The organism is Shewanella colwelliana ATCC 39565, assembly GCF_000518705.1.
In the GTDB taxonomy this organism is placed as follows: Bacteria; Pseudomonadota; Gammaproteobacteria; order Enterobacterales; family Shewanellaceae; genus Shewanella; species Shewanella colwelliana.
The window spans coordinates 422,204-442,732 of the sequence record NZ_KI912479.1 but is presented as its reverse complement, the minus strand read 5'-3'; the positions used below and the strand labels follow the sequence as shown (position 1 = coordinate 442,732).

Here is a 20,529-nt window from a genome sequence, read left to right as displayed (position 1 = left end):
CTGCTTTCGGGCGAAATCGAGTTAGGTAAGGATTAAGTATGTCTGGTTCTGTCGAGAAGAAATATTATCTTAACCTGCCTATGTGGCCAGAGTTTGATATTTTTGATAAAACGGTTGACGGTCTTATACCTTCTGCCCGAATTGAGTTGTGGGAAGACTATGATCGTGTTGTCCGTTTTTATTGCGATAACGACCATGAAGGTAATTATGTATTCCGCGGGCAGAAGCACTACAAGTGGCAACTAGAGCCTACATTAGATCGACTAGTGCAAGGAGCAGTAACAGAAGATATTGCCACAAAGCAACTGAGAAATTTTAAGCTTTCGACACGTGGTCGACTACAAGATAAAAGTGTTTTAAACAGCGACTCGGAGCTTTGGGCACTCGGGCAGCACCATGGATTGGCAACTCCGCTTTTAGACTGGAGTTTGTCCCCGTATGTTGCATTGTTTTTTGCTTTTGAAGGCGCAGATGATCCTACATGGCTCGATGGTGACACTGGGGAACTTAACAATTATAGCCGAACCGTATTCATTTTAAACAAGTCATTCATTCAAGATCTGATAGATGGCGAAGACGTTACCCAAGCTGGCGAGCAATTGCAAATTGTCGAACCTTCCATTGATGACCATGGGCGCTTAGTTAACCAAGCTGGCTTATTTAGTTTTGCGCCTTATGGTGAGATTTTGGAGTCATCGCTTGAGAAGCATTTAGCTGACTCTGGTGTGGATATCGATGATGTTACGGAAGTAGCAAAATATATTTGCAGAATACACATTCCAAATAAGCCAGACACTAGACAGGCTTGTTTGAAAAAACTTCGAAAAATGAATATTCATCATGCCAGTTTATTTCCTGACCTAATTGGCGCATCAGGCTATTGTAATGACTTAATTCGAGACGCCATATTGGGAGCCTCGAAGCATTTATTGTACTCAGAACCTGCAAATTCGCTTATATCTACTGAATCTGAAGAACAATCATCTGAAAAATCAGAAAGTAATAAAAAACATCGCTTGGATAAGGCAAATGTAAAAGGTGCTTTGCTGGATGCACTAATTATTCATGATTCTATTTATAAAAGTGTTATTCCAAAGGATTTAATGTATGTCGTTGATGAATTACTCTCCTTTATAAATGAAAAGGCGGGTGTTGATTGGTATAAAAAAGAATCAATTTTAGCTCGACTCAGAAATGTTGTACGTAGGGCTTTGAGAAAACATAAATTCCCAGATGACTATTTAAATGATGCGGCAGAGAACTTGATCAAAATGGCTGCTGATAAAAGTGAAGAAGTTGATAGGGAAGCCTGTAAGAGCGATGAGGGCGGAGAATGATTACAGAAGACCAACTAGAACAACAATGCCTTGATTGGTTTACTAGCCAAGGTTACCTTTATAAAAACGGTTACGACATCGCTCCCGATGGCGAGGCTCCTGAGCGTGATGATTACCATCAGGTGGTGTTGAAACAGCGTTTACTTGAACGCATAGAAGTATTGAATCCAGAGCTACCTCAAGAAAGCTTGGCAGTGGTAGTGAATACGGTAAGTACACCAGATACTCCGGTTCTGATTAAGAGCAATCGAGCTTTCCACAAATACTTGATTGAGGGCGTTCCTGTTGAGTACAGCGTGTATGAAGATGGGGAAACTAAAACTAAGCACACTCATGCGCGTTTGATGGATTTTAGCCATCCAGATAATAATGAGTTTCTTGTTGTTAATCAGTTCACCATTACAGGCAAAAAGGGAAACCGTCGCCCCGATGTGGTGGTGTTTATTAATGGTTTGCCCGTTTCAGTTATCGAATTAAAAAATCCGGCCGATGATCATGCAGATATCTGGAATGCGTACAATCAATTGCAAACCTATAAAGATGAAATCTCTGATCTATTTGTTTTTAATGAAGCATTGATTGTAAGTGATGGTTGGACTGCCCGTGTTGGCTCATTGACGGCGAATAAAGAGCGTTTCCTTCCATGGAAAACAGTAACCGGCGAAGACGATAAACCCTTGCTGGAGTTTCAACTAGAAACTATGGTGCGTGGTTTCTTCAAACCAGATTTGCTACTTGATTATATTCGTTACTTTATTCTTTTTGAGATTGATAACGACAACATCATTAAGAAGATAGCTGGCTATCACCAGTTTCATGCTGTACGTGCTGCGGTAGAAGCGACCGTTAAAGCTAAGCAAGCAGATAGCGATTTACCTATGGTTGCTGAGAGTATAGGCAAATATCAGGTTCAAGCGACGAAAGGCTTAGATAAGATTAAAGCGGGTAGCGGTAAGGCTGGAGTGGTTTGGCATACTCAGGGCAGTGGTAAGAGTATCTCGATGGTGTGCTACGCCAGTAAGCTGCTGCAACAGCCTGCAATGAATAACCCAACTATTGTGGTGGTGACAGACCGTAATGATCTTGACGGTCAGCTTTATAATACATTCGGTATGGCTCAGGAGACATTAAAGCAGATCCCACAACAGGCAGATGGTCGAGACTTGTTGCGTCAATTACTGTTAAATCGTCAATCGGGTGGGATCATTTTTACCACCATTCAAAAGTTTGCATTATTAGATGATGAAATTGAGCATCCTATCTTGTCAACGCGTGCCAACATTGTAGTTGTGTCTGACGAAGCGCACCGGAGCCAATATGGTAATAAGTCGAAGTTAGTCGAAGTCAAAGATGCTAATGGTAATGTGACCGGCTCTAAGTATGTATTTGGCTACTCGAAATACATGCGCGATGCTTTACCTAATGCTTCATTCATTGGCTTCACTGGCACTCCGATTGCCATGGATGATAAAGATACACGTGGTGTGTTTGGCGAATATGTCTCAGTTTATGATATTCAAGATGCGGTTGATGATGGTGCCACAGTACCAATCTACTATGAATCTCGTTTAGCTAAGCTTGATATCAATCAAGCAGAGATTGAAGAACTTAACGACCAAGTTGAAGATGAAATTGGTGAGGAAGAAGAGACCGCGAGCCGCGAGAAAATCAAATCACAATGGGCAACACTAGAAAAGCTCGTTGGTGCTGAGCCTCGTATTCAGCAAGTCGCTTTCGATTTGGTAAACCATTTTAGCACTCGCAGCGAGACGTTTCCCGGCAAAGCCATGATTGTAGCGATGAGCCGTGAGATCTGTGTCGATCTTTACAATGCTATTGTCGCAATAAAGCCTGAATGGCATCACCCCGATCCCGATAAAGGCGCAATCAAAATCGTGATGACGGGCAGCGCCTCTGACAAAGAGAAGATGCAGCCTCATATTCATGATAAGAAGACCAAAAAGCTGTTTGAAAAACGCTATAAAGATACCCATGACGAACTTCAATTGGTGATTGTGCGTGATATGTGGCTAACAGGCTTTGATGCGCCATGTTGTCATACCATGTATATCGATAAGCCGATGAAGGGGCACAATTTGATGCAGGCTATTGCACGCGTAAACCGTGTGTTTAGAGATAAGCCGGGCGGTTTAGTGGTTGATTATATCGGTATTGCCAATGAGCTAAAAAATGCCCTTAAAACCTATACCAATAGCCAAGGTAAAGGGCAACCAACAGTTGATACAGCGGAAGCGTTCTCAGTATTAATGGAAAAAATTGATATTGTGAGAGGTATGTTTGCCACGCCAGTTGATGGTGCAGTATTTAACTACCGACCAGAGTTTGAAACGAATGCACTGCGTCTGTTGCCTGGGGCAGTAAACCATTTATCAGGTTTATCTCATCGCAATAGTAAAGGTGAAGAAGTACGTGATGGTAAACGGCGCTTCTTGGATGTAATGGCGGCAATGACTAAAGCGTTTTCTCTATGCAATACCATGGATGAAACCCAAGGTTATAAAAACGAAATAGCCTTCTACTCTGCGATTAAAACCGCTTATATTAAACACTCAACAGTTGATAAAAAACGCAGTGATGAAGAACGTAACACAGCATTAAAGCAGATATTAGATAACGCGATTATTGCTGATGGTGTTGATGACATCTTTAATATGGTGGGGTTAGATAAACCTAATATTGGTTTGCTCTCTGAAGAGTTCTTGGAAGATGTGAAGAACATGAAAGAGAAGAACCTTGCCGTTGAGTTACTAGAGAAGTTGCTGCGTGATGAAGTTAAAACGCGGATGAAGAATGATGTGGTACAAGAGAAGAAGTATTCTGATCGCATCATGACAACACTGCAAAAATATCATAATCGCAGTATTGAAACAGCTCAGGTTATTGAAGAGCTAATCAAATGGGCGAAAGAGATGGCTGATGATGCAGAGATGGCAGAAGGTCTAAATCTATCTCCTGATGAAATTGCTTTTTATCGAGCACTGGTCATGAACGAAGCTTCAGTGCGAGAACTGGGTGATGATAGTTTGCGTGGTTTAGCTATCGAGTTAACTCAGCAGCTGCGTAAGTCGGCTACGGTAGACTGGCAAAAGCGTGATAGCGTTCGAGCACGCATGCGTAATTTAGTTCGTCGTCTGCTGCGTCGCTGGAAGTATCCACCTGACGCCGCAGAAGCTGCGATTAAGCTTGTTTTAGAGCAAGCTGAAGTACTCGCTGATGACTGGTATAGGTAACGATAAAGGCAAGGCGTCTCAACCTTGCCTTTTGTATATTTATGCATAATTTCTTTAATGAGAAACCAAATAGTTACTACTTAGGGTTAAAGAAAGTAATCAAAATGGAACAAGTTAGAGTTTTATATCTAAGCAATAATTGTCCCAAAATGGGTTAGGGGACTTAACTGACTAATGTCAAAGCGTACTAGTGTCTATTCTTTGCGACAGTACTATAACTTCGTATAGATACCAACCTGAACCCATTGGACCTAAAAGTTGCGGCCAACTTTACTGTTCTAGAGGCTTTCCATACCTTTCATTCTGGAATAATCACATATTTATAGGTAATCAGACCGCTGATATAGAAAACCAGAGCAGAAAAGTACATGCCCGCTGCATTTTTATCACTATCAACAATTCTATCCAAATTGAATTTGACGCATTTGCCAAAGAGGCTGTCATAACGCTGCGCACATTCTACTGGGCAATCGTATGGTATCAATGATTTCATGCACGTAGCGACGCCTAATCTTTAATCAATTCAATTGCCTTTCATCATTTAAACAATCTGGACTAAGGCAGAGAGGCTATTGACTGTCACAGCTTGAATTGCTTCTTGATTCAGATTCTGAAATTAAGTGAAACTTTACAAATCTAGCAGAATCAATATCTTACATAAACACTATTTAACATAATATACATTGTGCGCACTTATGCGTATGAGGATAAAGAGGTGCCGATACAATGACAATATGGAATCTCGACAATGCCATCATTATGGTATGGCTGCTAATTCCAACGTCATCGTCCGCGTTGCAACTAACATTTTGTATAACACTGCTTTCAGCCGCTTTAGCAATTGCTTCTATCAAGATGCATTACATACCATCTGTCGCACCGAAAGCCCTTTTGTGATCCATTGGCATTGACCTGTAATGATCAACTGACTCTACCTTTTATAGCAACTCATCCAATAACACTAAGTATCCATCTGGTAATAGACTGAATGACGGCAAACTCTATATTTACAAACTCTAGATAACATTGTCTATTTACGCTCTCGAAATATGCTGATGCAAAACGCGATTTCTATCATTGTGGGCGCTTTATGCGCGTCGCTACGCGAAATCTGACAACTAACTACCCGACAACTTAAATTTCGTGAGCGTAGCGACGCCTAATATCTGTTACTTTTCATACTTCACTTAGTATCTTAGACAAATTATTATCCATAGTTATCCAGCTTAGGATGCTTCAGCGTCTTTGGCTTTTTAACATGGTGGTTAGGTAAACATGTTAGCTACCTAGTTGAGGACTTAATTGAGGAGTTTAATTACTCCTTTCTGTACAGAGTTAACGGACGACCCCTAAATAATGTAACGCGTCTTAAGGTCAAAGCATTCGTCCTGATAGCTAGAAATCTACGTCAAAGTTGGCTTGCATTTATCTAATCGGGCGATGGTAATAGTCACTATGTAACAGTGCAAATGGCATTACAGTACTAAAACGATAACTTGTATGGTGTTATTGTGTCATCTAGATATATGCAAGAGCATTGCACTAATAGATGCTCATTACTTTGTGTTCAAATGCCGATAATGATACTTATCGGCATTTACTCATCATAGAATAAAAAATAGTCGCCCGGTCATCATAACCCGATAAAAGCTAGGTACGTGTAAGGGTTATTGTTAATAATATAGATCTTCAAACATTATGATCCCCTCACTGACTTCATTCGATTCCCGCTAGGTTATCTAATGGTTTGTTGACTTTACTTTGATGGCGCTCGGCTTGCGTCGTGTGTAGGTATTGAGACGTTGTATCAATACTTTCATGCCCGGCATCGGCTTGAACATGTGATAATGGCCTCCCATGAAGATTGATATCATGGGTAATACCTGTGTGCCTAATACTGTGCGCGCTTAACTGCCTCATTGATATAGCATCTTGAATCATGCCATCTTGTTCAGCACTGTTTGCCGCAAGATCAATGATCTTTTGTACATCATCGCGTACTTGCCTAATGCCAAGGTTTGCATTGACAAGACCAACTTCCCTTCCGCGACCAGCCGCTCTATGCCTTACAAATAGGGGTGTTTGCTCTTTATATGAAGGTAATTCACTCAAGTTAAGAAAACGTCGGTAATGTTTCAATGCATCAAGTATCGCATTAGATATAGGTATCACCCGACGCTTACCGCCTTTGCTTTTGGGAATATGGAAACTCCAAATTCCCGTTTGGACATTTTGAATAAACTGCCCCATTATTGGCGTGTACCCTGCTCTAGCGCTAACGTCAGAGATCCGCAAATAGCAGCCATACATAAGCTTAATTAAAAAAACACTGCGTTGAAATGATGCAGGTTCTTGCTTTGCTAACTTTTCAACCGTTTCCAAAACATAGGACCATTGCAATTCGGAAAATGCCTGGCTGGCGCTATCGTCTTCAGATACCTGGTACTTATGTTTATGCGCAAAGCGTGAATGATTCAGCCACGCTTGTGAAGGGTTTCGTTCGCAATAGTCCTCCGCCATCAAAAAACCATAAAAAGATGACAAGATAGCCATCTTTGTTTTCAAAGCATTATCACTTAACTGATAAGGCACCCTATCACCAAATTGTTTTTTGCCGACGAACGGTAGCCACTTTGGATTAGGAACTCGTTCGCCAAGCAACTTATCTAACTTAAATTGGGCAACATTATGATCACCGATAAGATTGGCTGGTGGAGATTGGCAATATGCGACAAATTTGTCGATATCTCGTCGAGACACGACTGATGGAGATAATTTTGCTACATCAAAACACCAATGCAAGAAGCAGGTTAACTCGCTTCGATAGCTTTTATAGCTGTTTTCATTATCACGCTGGGAAAATAGCAGATCGTTGGCTAATTCGTAGACTAACCCTGCATCTGTAACACGACTTATACTTATCTGAGTAATGTACTGGTTAACAATAGCATTGCCCTGCTCTACATATTCTCGAGCTTCAAATAACGGCATAACCGCTGGTAAGTTTAACTGAACAGATTGAGCACTATTCTTCATCGGAGGCCTTATGTTTCTAACGGCTTTGTTCTGCGGAGGATACGCGTACGGGTCAAATCGGCTCTAGGCTTGGGTCACCGCTTATAAAGTCCAAAAGGAAACCATTAATCAGTGTCACCGCACTGCGCGTCACTTTGTTTAGCGATAAATGTCACCATTAATTTAATTGAAATCATTAGCCAATAGTTGCGGCAACTAAATGATTATACCTATAAATGTTGTCATTACGTAATAGTGTTAATCGATGAAATAGACACCAACTAGTCTGTCCAAGTCCTTTTTAAGCCCTCCATAACAACAGCCAAATATCCCATCCAGTGATCGATAATGGCAGCAATAGTTCAATGTGTACAAACCAGTTTATAACCCTTACATAAATATGGTCTTTAGGAAAAAGAATTAGATAAATCTGATGAATTTAGCGTTTGGCCAACAAAAATCAGATATTTCATCGACAAACGCCTGTTAAAATTTTTTGGTGTTCTACAATAATTGATAGGGATTTTATTTATTAAACCTGCTTGAGGAAGTCGAATGCTGATAGATATGGCAAAAAAGAGCCCACTTTTCGCTGGCCGTAAAAAAGAGCCAGAAAAAGACTCAGGTCCAGCTTGGCGCATACTGATAGTAGATGATGAACCCGATGTTCATACTGTGACTAAACTAGCGCTATCTCGTTTTCGATTAGACAACCGACCTATAGAATTTATAAACGCCTACAGCGGTGAGGAAGCTAAAACAATATTATCAAAAGAAAATAACGTAGCCATGGCCTTCGTTGATGTAGTAATGGAAAGCGATCATGCCGGCCTAGAGTTAGTGCGTTGGATAAGAGAGGAGAATAAAAACAAATCAATTCGATTGATTCTGCGTACTGGCCAACCAGGCCAAGCTCCAGAGGAAGATGTCATTGTTAATTACGATATCAATGATTACAAAGCAAAAGCCGAACTTGATTCGAGAAAGCTCATCACCAGCGTTTACTCAGCGCTGCGCTCATACCGAGATATTATGGAAATTGAGCAAGCGAAGGTTGCACAAATCAAATATCGCGAAGGACTAGAGCGAGTCGTCAAAGCCACCTCTGGCCTGTTTGAACTCAGAACCCTACATAATTTTGCAGACGGGCTGCTCACCCAGGTCGCAAACCTGCTAAACCTTGACAATGAAACACTCATTTTAAGCTGCAATGCGATAGATGCAATGAGTGAGGTGGTTAATACTGATCGGCTACATATTTTAGCTGGTACCGGTCAGTTCGCAGGCCATCAAGATAAACCAATACCCAATGCGATAGAGAGATTGTTAAAACAGGCGTTAAACGAAAAACGTTGCCTCTATGAAGAGGATATTTTCGTGGGTTACTTTCCTGCCAAAAGTGGTTGGATAAACCTCCTCTATATGGATAACATCCACACCATTAGCGACCTTGATAAGAAACTTATCGACATATTTGCGGTGAATGTTGGCGTCGCTTTTGAGAACTTGCTGCTTAATAAGGAGTTAGAAGACACGCAATCAGAGCTGATTTTTCGTTTAGGTGATGTGGTAGAAAGCCGTTCAAAGGAAGCTGCTAACCATGTTAAACGGATGGCAGAATACAGCTACCAACTGGCGCTGCTTGCTGGTCTGGGCGAGCAACAGGCCGATTTAATCAAACACGCCTCTCCAATGCACGACATTGGTAAAATCGCTACACCTGATGCTGTGTTGCTTAAGCCTGGTAAGCTTAACGATGAAGAGTGGGCAATCATGCGTCAGCATCCTGCAATAGGTCATCAAATACTGGGCAATTCTGAACGACCCATTTTAAATGCCGCGGCGACGATATCACTGCAACACCATGAGAAGTTTGACGGTTCAGGTTACCCATCTGGCTTACGTGGTGAGCAGATCCATATCTTTGCTCGGATTGTTGCGATAGCAGATGTATTTGACGCACTTTCTCACGCTCGATGTTACAAACCAGCTTGGCCAATAGAAGATGTTGTTGAGGAGATCCGTCAAAGTTCGGGTAGCCATTTTGACCCAGCATTGGCTCAGCTATTTATCGACAATATCGATATATTCAATAAGGTGCGCGTTGAACTGTCAGACGATAGTTGAGTCGATAATGAGTCATTAACGATAACGCTAATGACTCAAATATTCTGACTAAATGTCATTATCGGCAAGAAAATCAAACATTGCAGTCTGTTCTACCCCCTTGTTTCTATAGGTAACGAACATCCGCCATACCATGTAATTGCTGCTACAAGAACCGTAAATCAGAGTTGCTTTATATTCGGTTTTGGCTGTTTGAGAAAGATTTAGTGGGATAATACCCATAAACATATCTCTCCCCTCTACTCTAGCGCTTATTAATACGGCGGACTCAGGTAAGTTTACACTGACAGATAGCGGCTTTTCGCTTGGCGTATTAGCGGGGGTAATATTGAGAGTCAACGCATCTTCGCCGACGTTAACTATACAAATTCCTTCATAAAAATCACACAGGCTAACATCCTTAACAAATATTGGTTTAGCCTGTTGATCACCGTCATCGACGGGCGGTTTACAGCCATTCACGCCAATAATGACAGCAATACCGATAATAGCCTTGAATATACTTGATATTTTTTTTACTAGCACAAATTTTAACCTTCTGAATCAATCTGTTTACATTCTATATATCAACTTTGATCTGGATCAATATTACAGGCCGCATAATTCCTATCTTTTTTGATATTGCTCAAGTATCATTGCGTTGCTCAACATTAATTTGCGTTAACGTTGTGTAACACATTGACACGATCAACTTTGTTTCGTAGGGAAACAAGCCTTTGACGTCATTTTACCGGGTAAAGTGTTACTTTGCTCAAACAATAAGTATAAGTAATAAGCAGTGGAAGCAATATGATGAACCATTCCCAGCCTCAAGGCGCTGATTACAATTACACTGTTGTCCGCCAATTTGCATTAACCACAGTTTTGTGGGGAATCATTGGTATGACAGTTGGTGTATTGATCGCGGCCCAGTTAATCTGGCCACAACTAAACTTCGATACTCCATGGTTAACGTACAGTCGTCTTAGACCTCTGCACACTAATGCCGTGATTTTCGCGTTTGGTACTTCAGCACTTTTCGCAACATCCTACTATATCGTCCAGCGTACCTGTCAAACCCGTCTATTTGCACCTAGAATAGCTGCATTTACCTTCTGGGGTTGGCAAGCCATCATTCTTTCAGCAGTATTAACACTTCCACTAGGTATTACCAGTGGTAAAGAGTACGCTGAACTAGAATGGCCAATCGATATCGCCATTACTATCGTTTGGGTAGCCTATGCCGTGGTGTTTTTTGGCACCATAATTAAAAGAACAACGTCACATATCTATGTAGCGAACTGGTTCTTCGGCGCCTTTATTATTACGGTAGCAGTATTACACATCGTTAACTCTATGGCAGTTCCTGTCAGCTTATGGAAGTCTTACTCTCTATATGCTGGTGCAGTCGATGCCATGGTTCAATGGTGGTATGGCCATAATGCAGTAGGTTTCCTACTGACAGCAGGCTTCCTTGGTATGATGTACTACTTTGTACCTAAGCAAGCTGGTCGCCCTGTTTATTCTTACCGTTTGTCAATTGTCCACTTTTGGGCATTGATTGCGCTATACATCTGGGCTGGTCCTCACCATTTGCACTACACTGCACTACCTGATTGGACTCAATCTCTTGGTATGGTGATGTCGCTAATCCTATTCGCTCCTTCATGGGGTGGAATGATCAACGGTATTATGACCTTGTCTGGTGCTTGGCATAAGCTAAGAACCGACCCAGTACTTCGTTTCCTTGTTGTTTCATTGTCTTTCTACGGTATGTCTACCTTCGAAGGCCCAATGATGGCCATCAAAACTGTAAACGCCCTATCTCACTACACTGACTGGACAGTTGGTCACGTTCACTCTGGTGCACTAGGGTGGGTTGCTATGGTCTCTATCGGTTCGCTTTACCACTTGATCCCTGTTCTATACGGACATGGACGTATGTACAGCACTAACCTAGTTAACGTCCATTTCTGGTTGGCGACTATTGGTACAGTTTTGTATATCGTCTCTATGTGGATTTCTGGTGTTATGCAGGGCCTAATGTGGCGTGCAGTTAACTCTGACGGTACTTTGACCTACAGCTTTGTAGAAAGTATTGAAGCCTCATACCCATTCTACTTCGTCCGATTCCTTGGTGGCTGTTTCTTCGTAACTGGTATGCTGATCATGGCATTCAACGTTATCAAGACAGTTAAAGCACCAAAAGAGTCTTTGCCAGCACTTGCTGAAGCATAAGGGGTAGATTAGATGAAATTTAATCATGAGATAGTCGAGAAAAACATCGGTCTTCTAGGGATTTTTACCGTTATTGCCATCAGTTTTGGCGGTTTGGTACAGATCACACCTTTGCTTTTCCAAAAAGACACAACTGAACCAGTTGATGGCTTACGTCCGTATACAGCATTAGAGCTTGAAGGCCGTGACATCTATATCCGCGAAGGCTGCTACAACTGCCACAGCCAGATGATTCGTCCATTACGTGCTGAAACAGAACGTTATGGTCACTACTCTGTTGCTGGCGAGTCGGTTTGGGACCACCCTTTCCAGTGGGGTTCTAAGCGTACCGGCCCAGACCTTGCCCGTGTAGGTGGTCGCTATAGTGATAAGTGGCACGAAGTTCACCTTATTGACCCTCGTGCAGTGGTACCTCAGTCAAACATGCCAGGTTTCCCTTGGTTAGCTGAAAACGTACTTGACGGTAAGTTGACAGCGCAAAAGATTGAAGTATTCCGCGGTTTCGGTGTTCCTTACACTCAAGAAGATGTCGACAACGCTCAAAAAGCCGTTGAAGGCAAAACTGAGATGCAAGCACTGATCGCATACTTGCAGTCACTTGGTCACGCACTTAAGTAAATTGGAGGCATGAATATGGATTACGGCACAATACAAGGGATTATCACCATTGTTGTTATGTTGACGTTTGTCGGTATTTTTGCATGGGCTTATAGTGCTCGTCGTAAAAATCAATTCGACGAAGCAGCTAACCTTGTTTTCTCTGATGAAGAGTTAAGCAAGGACTCAGGAGAGCATAAGTGATGAGTAGCTTCTGGAGTATATGGATTACCGTACTCACTATAGTGGTAATCGCAGGATGTTTCATCCTACTGAAAATCGTCTCTAAAAACACGACAGGTGTTGAAGAAGGCGAATCAATGGGTCACAGCTTCGATGGTATTGAAGAACTCAATAACCCACTGCCTAAGTGGTGGAGTTACATGTTTTATCTCACTATCGTATTTGGTGTGATTTACCTGGCACTATATCCAGGCCTTGGTAACTTTAAAGGTTTCTTAGGTTGGTCTAGTGCAAACCAAAGCATTGGTACGGAAAACGGTATTAAAGCTGACTCTGAAGCTGCAGTAAAACTTGCAGAAAAAGAGGGCCGCTGGGTTCAGTATGACCAAGAAGTTAAGAAAGCCGATGAGAGATTTGGTCCTATCTTTGCTGCATACCTAGCGACTCCGCTAGAAGAGTTGGTTAAAGACCCTGAAGCGCTAAAAGTCGGCGGTCGTTTATTCCTACAAAACTGCGCTCAATGTCATGGTAGTGATGCGCGTGGCTCTAAAGGCTTCCCTAACCTAGCCGATGGTGCTTGGTTATACGGTGGCGATTTGGCTACGATCAAAACCACTATCATGGACGGTCGTCACGGTATGATGCCGCCTAAAGGTGGTTTACCTATCGAAGATAGCGAGTTGAAAGGGCTGACTGAATATGTGGTTAAGCTATCAGGCCGAGACCATGACGAAGCGTTAGCTGCTCAAGGTCAAGGTTCGTTCATGAAAGGTTGTTTTGCTTGTCACGGTATGGACGGCACAGGCAACAAGTTTATGGGTGCACCTAACCTTACTGACAATGCGTGGTTATACGGCGGTAGCCGTGGCGTGATCGAACAAAGTATCAAGAACGGCCGTTCTGGTGTAATGCCAGCATGGAAAGACGTACTTGGTGAAGAAAAGGTTCACGTCATCTCTGCTTACGTTTATAGCTTGTCAAACAAGTAGTTACAAACAAGTAACATAAAGGCCTCGATATAATCGAGGCCTTTTTTTTAAGTGCTAAATTGCGCCAATAACGGTAAAATACGCCCAACAAAAATAGCAGGTAGTACCCATGAATACACCACAAGCTTGGTATAAACAGTTTTGGCCTTGGTTTCTGATCATTTTGCCTTTATGCGCAGTCGTTGCCAGCATCAATCTTCTTTTTCTAGCCATTGATAATAAAGACTCTTTAGTATCAGAAGATTATTACAAAGATGGTAAAGCCATTAATATGGATTTACGCAAAATTAAACAAGCCAAACAGCTCGGTCTACAGTTTGAGCTTACCGTCGATGATAACGAAGTTACCCTCACCCAGCACGGCGGCGAACCATATCTTGCAGCGTTGAGTGTTGAGTTTTTCCATCCCACTATTGAAAAGCGTGATTTTGGCAAAGTGGCCACCGCTGATGGTAATAATGTCTACCGCATCAAGTTAGATCAACCTATTACTGGCGCTTGGGAAGTCAGGTTAGAAGGGTTTGACCGTACATGGCGTATCCAGCAACGTCTTGAATTAAAAGATGATGCACAGTACTGGTTGAACTAATTTACTAATGGCAAAACTAGACTGTTTTCATTGTGGCGAGCCAGTACTTACTGGTTCGCAGTTCACCACAATCATCAATAACAAAACACAACTTATGTGTTGTCCTGGTTGCCAAGCCGTATCGCAGGCAATTATTGACGCAGGTCTCACTAACTATTACAAGTATAGAACCGAGCCGGGCAGCAAACAAACCGCATTAGTTCCCGAAGAACTCGGTCACTTTTCTGCTTTCGATCTCAAAGAAGTGCAACAAGACTTTGTTCATAACGATGGGGCTTTCAATAGTATATCCTTAACCATCGATGGTATAACCTGTGCTGCTTGTGCATGGCTAATTGAACACAAATTAAAACATATTGAGGGCATTGAGCGGGTTGCCGTCAATACCACTACCGAACGCGCGTTGATCGTTTGGAATGATTCGCTCATTCAGCTCAGTGAGATCTTAACCCATATTAGCCGCATCGGTTATCAAGCAGCCCCTTATCAGGTTGATGATGTAGAGATACAAAGTAAAAAGAATAGTCGTAAATTCCTTCTTCGATTGGGTCTTGCTGGTTTTGCGACCATGCAGGTGATGATGTTTGCCCTCGCCCTTTATTCAGATTACTTTACCGATTTAGACGTAGAATTTCGTGACTACTTCCGTTGGGTCAGCATGATATTTGCGGCACCAGTGGTGTTCTACTCTGCTCAACCTTTCTATTTTAGTGCATTACGGTCCATGGTTTCTGGCCGTTTGAACATGGATGTGTCCGTTTCTATTGCTATTTGCGGTGCCTATATCGCAAGCTGTATTGCGACCATTAACGGCACTGGCGAGGTCTATTTTGAATCTGTCAGTATGTTTACCTTTTTCTTGTTACTTGGCAGATATTTCGAACAAAACGCGCGCCAAAAAGCATCCGTTAGCTCTAATAACTTGCATAAACTGATCCCCTTAACCGCCACTATCATTGAGGCCGATGGCCAACACAGTGAGATCTCAGCCAAACGCTTAACCCTAGGTGACATTATTTTAGTGAAACCTGGCGAAGTGATAGCGGCAGACGGACAGCTAAAGTCGGGGACGACTTCAATCAATGAAGCCATGCTAACGGGTGAACAGATGCCGGTAGCAAAAGTTATTGAGAGCCAAGTCTTTGCTGGCACGATTAACATAGATCACCCTATTGAAGTGACGGTTACCGCAGTAGGCCAAGATCAATTAGTCGCAGAGATAATCCGCCTGCAAGAAAGTGCTGCCAATAACAAGCCTAAAGTAGCGCTATATGTTGACTCGATTTCCAATTATTTTACTTGGACTATTTTAGTCATCGCCGCCCTTACTTACGTCATATGGAAAACCTATTGGCCGGAAGATGCCTTTTGGGTCACCTTATCCGTTTTGGTAGCGACTTGTCCGTGTGCACTAGCACTTGCTACCCCCACTGCCGTCACTTGCGCCACAGGTCTGTTTACCCGTATGGGTGTTGTGGCCTGTAAACCCGGTGTTTTTGAGAAACTGCCCCTCATTGATCATGTGGTGTTTGATAAAACAGGTACCCTCACCTGTGGCAGTTTAACGATAAGCCAAGTCACACTCGAATCAGATGTGAGCCAAGAACAGGTATTGGCGATAGGCGCTGCACTTGAGGCTCATTCATTACACCCCATTGCGAAGGCATTTGAAGGTTACCGGCTAGCACATCTGCAGGCACGGGAGTGCATGAACATCTCAGGTGCTGGCATAACCGGATTAGTCGGGGGCCAAGGCTACTATCTCGGCAGCGCTAAATACATCAAAGACACCTTAAATATTACTGTTAATACCTCTTCAGCCCAGCAGATCTATTTAGCCAATGATACAGCGCTCCTTGCTAGCTTTACCTTGGTGGATGAAATTCGTAGCGATGCAAACAAAACCGCTAAGGCGTTAACTCAGCTTGGTTGTACATTAAGTATTGCCAGTGGTGATAACTCCCCTCACGTTGATGAAGTCGCCCGAAACGTTGGCATTAGCGATGTCCATAAAGGGTTATCGCCCAGTGACAAATTAACGTTAATTCAGCAGTTACAGCAGCATAAACAGGTGGCAATGTTTGGCGATGGCATTAACGATGCACCAGTACTCGCTGGTGCCAATCTTTCCGTTGCTATGGGCAGTGGGGCAGCGATTACCAAAAACAGCGCAGATCTCATCTTACTTGGAGATCAACTATCTAGGATCACCGATGCGATTAACGTTGCTAAGTTGACAGGTACTATTATTCGACAGAATTTATGCTGGGCGCTGGGTTACAACCTGTTTATAATCCCTCTAGCGGTTACTGGACATGTTCTGCCATATATCGCCGCCATTGGAATGTCAGCCAGTTCCCTCATTGTTGTCGCCAACAGTTTACGCTTACTTAAGGTTCGAATATGAGTATTATTTACGTACTAATTCCCATTGCCATGCTATTTGTTCTCATTGCAGTCGGTATCTTTTTTTGGGCGGTTAAATCGGAACAGTTTGACGATCTGGATAGACAAAGCGTGTCCATTTTGTTTGATGATGACGTTAAACCCAATGCAGATGATAGCCAAACAGAGCGGAAACAAGATTGATAACCTTTTCTGTTAGCGGCGCTTTTTTAGTCGGCTTAATGGGCGCAGGTCATTGTATTGGCATGTGTGGCGGACTTGTGGGTGCCTTCTCACAACAGTTGCCGCAAACACGACAGCAAAACATTTTGCTCTCACAACTGCAATTCATTCTTAGTTACAACCTCGGACGCATATTGAGCTATACGCTTGCTGGGGCGTTAGTCGGTGGTTCAGCATCCCTGTTAGGTACGCTATTTAGTATCGATATTTACCTTATCAGTTTGCGTATTATTGCGGGCGCAATGATGATAGCGACCGGGCTTTACATTGCACAAATATGGTCCGGTGTGGTCCAGATAGAGCGTTTAGGTAAATTATTGTGGCGCATGCTCTCCCCGCTCGCCAAACGTTTATTACCCATAAAAAACCTAAGACAGGCTTTTATCGCTGGCACCCTTTGGGGCTGGTTACCCTGTGGACTGGTGTATAGCACGCTTACGTGGGCTGTCGCCGCCAACTCAGCCCAGCAAGGCGCTATGATTATGGCTGCATTTGGGCTCGGAACCCTGCCAGCATTAGTTAGTGTTGGTGTTGCCGCTGAGCTTTTTGCTCGCTTTGTCCAACAAAGAGCGGTGCGTTTAATCAGTGGATTGATACTCGTCAGCTTCGGCATACAGACTTTGTATATAGCATTTTCACAGCTAAACTAGCCCAGTTTACTAAATTGGTTTACCATAAGACTAATTGTTAAATTAGAGAGAGATTATGACAGATAATATTAAAAGTCGTCGTTCGGCAGTACCCGGATGCGCCATTCATTGTCATGACTGCAGCATGGGCACACTTTGTATCCCTTTTACCTTAAATAACAATGAACTCGATCAACTTGATGAGATCATTGAGCGTAAAAAGCCGATACAAAAAGGCGAACAAATTTTTAAGTCTGGTGACACGCTTAAATCTCTCTATGCGATACGTTCTGGTACCATTAAAAGTTATACCATTACCGAACAAGGCGATGAACAAATCACTGGTTTTCATTTGGCTGGCGACGTTATCGGTTTCGATGGCATTCATTCGCAAACTCACCAAAGTTTTGCCCAAGCGCTTGAAACATCTATGGTATGTGAAATCCCCTACGATACTCTCGATGATCTATCTGGCACTATGCCCAAACTACGACAGCAGATCATGCGCCTAATGAGTAATGAGATCCAAAGCGATCAAGAGATGATTTTATTACTCAGTAAGAAAAACGCTGAAGAACGTCTGGCTGCATTTATTAGTAATTTGGCCAATCGTTTTGGTAATCGTGGGTTTTCACCTAAAGAGTTTCGCTTGACGATGACCCGCGGTGATATTGGTAATTACCTAGGGCTAACAGTAGAAACCATTAGTCGTTTACTCGGTCGCTTCCAAAAATCAGCGTTAATAGAAGTAAAAGGGAAATACATTACTATCATTGACTTTGAGTCACTAAACAAACTGGCTGGAAACAATAAGATAGGCCGCTAACTATCCGAAATCACGGGTAAAATTGATCTAAAACAAGGCAATTTACCCGTGATCGACCATTATTAAATTACCGCATCAGATAAAGGAATCATCTATGAAGGACTATAACAAAATCCTCGTTGTAGTGGATCCAACCAACGACAAACAATCTGCACTCGCTAGAGCAATTGAACTTGCTTCTAAAAACCAAGCCGCTGTTACCGTCTTTTTGTCGATTTTTGATTTTTCCTATGAGATGACCTCAATTCTATCTGGTCAAGAGCGTGAAGCAATGCGTCAAGGCGTTATCGCACAACGTAAAGCTTGGCTAGAAGACATTTTAATGCAGTATCAAGATAGTGGTGTCGACATTCAAAGCGAAGTCATTTGGCATAACCGTCCATTTGAAAGCATTATTTTACATGCAATGGAAGGTGAATTTGACCTTATTGTCAAAGGTACCCATCAACACGACAAGCTGAAATCGGTTATTTTCACCCCAACCGACTGGCACTTAATGCGTAAGGCTCCCGTCCCCGTATTATTGGTTAAAGAGCACGATTGGCCAGTTGCGGGTAAAATTCTTTGTGCAATTAACGTTGCTTCTGAAGATGATGACCATCAAACGCTTAATGGTAAAATTATCGAACATGCGCAAGATTTAGCGAAAAAGTTTGATGCTCAGGTGCATTTAGTTAATGGCTATCCAGGGACTCCCGTTAACTTGGCGATTGAGTTGCCTGATTTTGATGCCCATACCTATAGCGAAACCATCCGTATGCAGCATGAGCAACGTGTGAACTACTTAGCAAGTAACTACGGCATATCAACTGACTATTGTCATATTAAAGAGGGATTGCCAGAAGATGTCATCCCAGAGCTTGCAGAGCAGCTTGACGCCGAATTGGTTATTCTTGGCACTGTTGGCCGTACAGGCTTTTCTGCTGCGCTAATCGGTAACACTGCAGAGCATGTTATCGACAGTATTAACTGCGATCTTCTCGCTATTAAGCCAGACGGCTACAAGTCTCCATTAGAAGAGGATTAAGCGATAACAGATCGCTTCTTTCAATCTTTTATTTAAGCTATACTACGCGCCCAGAATTTTACGATACTAGGCGCGTTTTTTATTATGTCTGAAGAAAGCCTCTCTAAAAAACAGATCACTCGATTAAACAAACTTCAAAAGCGCTTACGGCGTGAAGTTGGCAGTGCGATCGCAGATTATAATATGATTGAAGAAGGTGACACCGTGATGTGTTGCCTATCTGGTGGTAAAGACAGCTATGCAATGCTTGATATTCTTATCAACCTGCAGCAGCGCGCGCCGATTAACTTTAACTTGGTTGCAGTAAATCTTGATCAGAAGCAACCTGGTTTTCCTGAAGATATTTTGCCCGCCTATTTAGATACACTAAATGTGCCGTACCATATCTTAGAAAAAGATACTTACTCTATTGTTAAAGACAAGATACCAGAAGGAAAAACCACTTGCTCCCTTTGCAGTCGCCTTCGTCGTGGTACCTTATATGGGTTTGCTCAACAAATTGGCGCGACTAAAATAGCATTGGGTCATCACCGCGATGATATTATCGAGACGCTATTTCTTAATATGTTTTTTGCCGGTAAGCAAAAAGCCATGCCACCAAAGTTATTGTCGGATGATGGTGCTAATGTAGTCATTCGTCCACTGGCTTATAGTCGCGAGAAAGACATTGCTGAATATGCTGAGTTAAAAGCGTTTCCAATCATACCTTGCAACTTGTGTGGTTCTCAGGAAAACCTTAAACGGGCAGCGGTAAAGGATATGCTAAAAAGCTGGGATAGAGATTTTCCTGGACGCATTGAGACAATTTTCACCGCAATGCAAAATACCAGCCCTTCTCAAGGGGTGGACAGAGAGCAGTTTGATTTTGTTTCGTTAACCCGTAACCCAAATGCGCCGATGAAAGGCGATGTCGCAGAGTCAAACTTACCCGCATTCGATTTTCTCGACTTAGCCAATAGTGGGCACATAGATCTTGATGAAGCGAAACGAAATACTGATGCGTTAAAAATTGAGGTCGTAAGCACTTATCAGCCCTAACGATAGTGATTCGTGATTAAAAAAGCCCTCAACTGAGGGCTTTTTTATGGGCGTAACCATTTAAATACTAGGGTTA

At 42.6% G+C, this 20,529-nt stretch carries 16 protein-coding genes; 14 read left to right on the top strand and 2 right to left on the bottom strand.

Annotation, left to right across the window (positions count from 1 at the left end):
- Positions 1-38: 38 nt before the first annotated feature.
- Positions 39-1,337: an FRG domain-containing protein gene (locus L876_RS0118240; protein WP_028765112.1), complete on the top strand. Its 1,299-nt coding sequence runs from the start codon at positions 39-41 to the stop codon at positions 1,335-1,337.
- The gene (locus L876_RS0118235) at positions 1,334-4,588 is read left to right on the top strand and encodes a type I restriction endonuclease subunit R (RefSeq protein ID WP_028765111.1); all 3,255 of its coding nucleotides are present in this window, start codon (positions 1,334-1,336) and stop codon (positions 4,586-4,588) included. The genes L876_RS0118240 and L876_RS0118235 overlap by 4 nt, the downstream gene beginning before the upstream one ends.
- Before the next feature lie 1,716 nt (positions 4,589-6,304).
- On the opposite strand, the gene L876_RS0118225 is transcribed toward L876_RS0118235, so the two are convergent.
- Positions 6,305-7,624: a tyrosine-type recombinase/integrase gene (locus tag L876_RS0118225; RefSeq protein WP_037429196.1), complete on the bottom strand. Its 1,320-nt coding sequence runs from the start codon at positions 7,622-7,624 to the stop codon at positions 6,305-6,307.
- Positions 7,625-8,158: 534 nt separating this feature from the next.
- Here L876_RS0118225 and L876_RS0118220 point away from each other — a divergent pair.
- Positions 8,159-9,730, top strand: a complete 1,572-nt coding sequence (locus L876_RS0118220; RefSeq protein WP_028765108.1) for a DUF3369 domain-containing protein — start codon at positions 8,159-8,161, stop codon at positions 9,728-9,730.
- Between the two features lie 48 nt (positions 9,731-9,778).
- Here L876_RS0118220 and L876_RS0118215 read toward each other — a convergent pair whose 3' ends face one another.
- Positions 9,779-10,255 carry a hypothetical protein gene (locus tag L876_RS0118215; protein ID WP_028765107.1) on the bottom strand — a complete coding sequence of 159 codons (477 nt, stop codon included), beginning with the start codon at positions 10,253-10,255 and terminating at the stop codon, positions 9,779-9,781.
- 264 nt (positions 10,256-10,519) lie between these two features.
- On the opposite strand from L876_RS0118215, the gene ccoN reads away from it, so the two are divergent.
- From ccoN to ttcA, 11 genes are all read left to right on the top strand, one after another.
- Positions 10,520-11,947: a cytochrome-c oxidase, cbb3-type subunit I gene (gene ccoN / locus L876_RS0118210; RefSeq protein ID WP_028765106.1), complete on the top strand. Its 1,428-nt coding sequence runs from the start codon at positions 10,520-10,522 to the stop codon at positions 11,945-11,947.
- A 12-nt stretch (positions 11,948-11,959) separates the two neighbouring features.
- Positions 11,960-12,565 (top strand): cytochrome-c oxidase, cbb3-type subunit II, encoded by a 606-nt coding sequence (gene ccoO / locus L876_RS0118205; protein ID WP_028765105.1) that lies wholly within the window; start codon positions 11,960-11,962, stop codon positions 12,563-12,565.
- A 15-nt stretch (positions 12,566-12,580) separates the two neighbouring features.
- Positions 12,581-12,748 carry a CcoQ/FixQ family Cbb3-type cytochrome c oxidase assembly chaperone gene (locus L876_RS0118200; protein ID WP_028765104.1) on the top strand — a complete coding sequence of 56 codons (168 nt, stop codon included), beginning with the start codon at positions 12,581-12,583 and terminating at the stop codon, positions 12,746-12,748.
- Positions 12,748-13,716 (top strand): cytochrome-c oxidase, cbb3-type subunit III, encoded by a 969-nt coding sequence (ccoP, locus tag L876_RS0118195; RefSeq protein WP_028765103.1) that lies wholly within the window; start codon positions 12,748-12,750, stop codon positions 13,714-13,716. Before L876_RS0118200 ends, ccoP begins: the two co-directional genes overlap by 1 nt.
- Before the next feature lie 109 nt (positions 13,717-13,825).
- Entirely contained in the window at positions 13,826-14,305 is a 480-nt protein-coding gene (locus L876_RS0118190; protein ID WP_028765102.1) for a FixH family protein, read from the top strand.
- A 7-nt stretch (positions 14,306-14,312) separates the two neighbouring features.
- The gene (locus L876_RS0118185; protein WP_028765101.1) at positions 14,313-16,712 is read left to right on the top strand and encodes a heavy metal translocating P-type ATPase; all 2,400 of its coding nucleotides are present in this window, start codon (positions 14,313-14,315) and stop codon (positions 16,710-16,712) included.
- A complete protein-coding gene (ccoS, locus tag L876_RS0118180) occupies positions 16,709-16,894 on the top strand; it encodes a cbb3-type cytochrome oxidase assembly protein CcoS (protein ID WP_028765100.1) in 186 nt (61 codons plus the stop codon). The genes L876_RS0118185 and ccoS overlap by 4 nt, the downstream gene beginning before the upstream one ends.
- Positions 16,891-17,583: a sulfite exporter TauE/SafE family protein gene (locus L876_RS0118175; RefSeq protein WP_028765099.1), complete on the top strand. Its 693-nt coding sequence runs from the start codon at positions 16,891-16,893 to the stop codon at positions 17,581-17,583. The genes ccoS and L876_RS0118175 overlap by 4 nt, the downstream gene beginning before the upstream one ends.
- Positions 17,584-17,638: 55 nt before the next feature.
- On the top strand, positions 17,639-18,388 hold the full coding sequence (gene etrA / locus L876_RS0118170) for an electron transport transcriptional regulator EtrA (RefSeq protein WP_028765098.1): 750 nt from the start codon (positions 17,639-17,641) through the stop codon (positions 18,386-18,388).
- Positions 18,389-18,482: 94 nt separating this feature from the next.
- On the top strand, positions 18,483-19,415 hold the full coding sequence (gene uspE, locus L876_RS0118165; protein ID WP_028765097.1) for a universal stress protein UspE: 933 nt from the start codon (positions 18,483-18,485) through the stop codon (positions 19,413-19,415).
- Between the two features lie 84 nt (positions 19,416-19,499).
- Positions 19,500-20,453 carry a tRNA 2-thiocytidine(32) synthetase TtcA gene (gene ttcA / locus L876_RS0118160; RefSeq protein ID WP_028765096.1) on the top strand — a complete coding sequence of 318 codons (954 nt, stop codon included), beginning with the start codon at positions 19,500-19,502 and terminating at the stop codon, positions 20,451-20,453.
- Positions 20,454-20,529 lie beyond the last annotated feature (76 nt).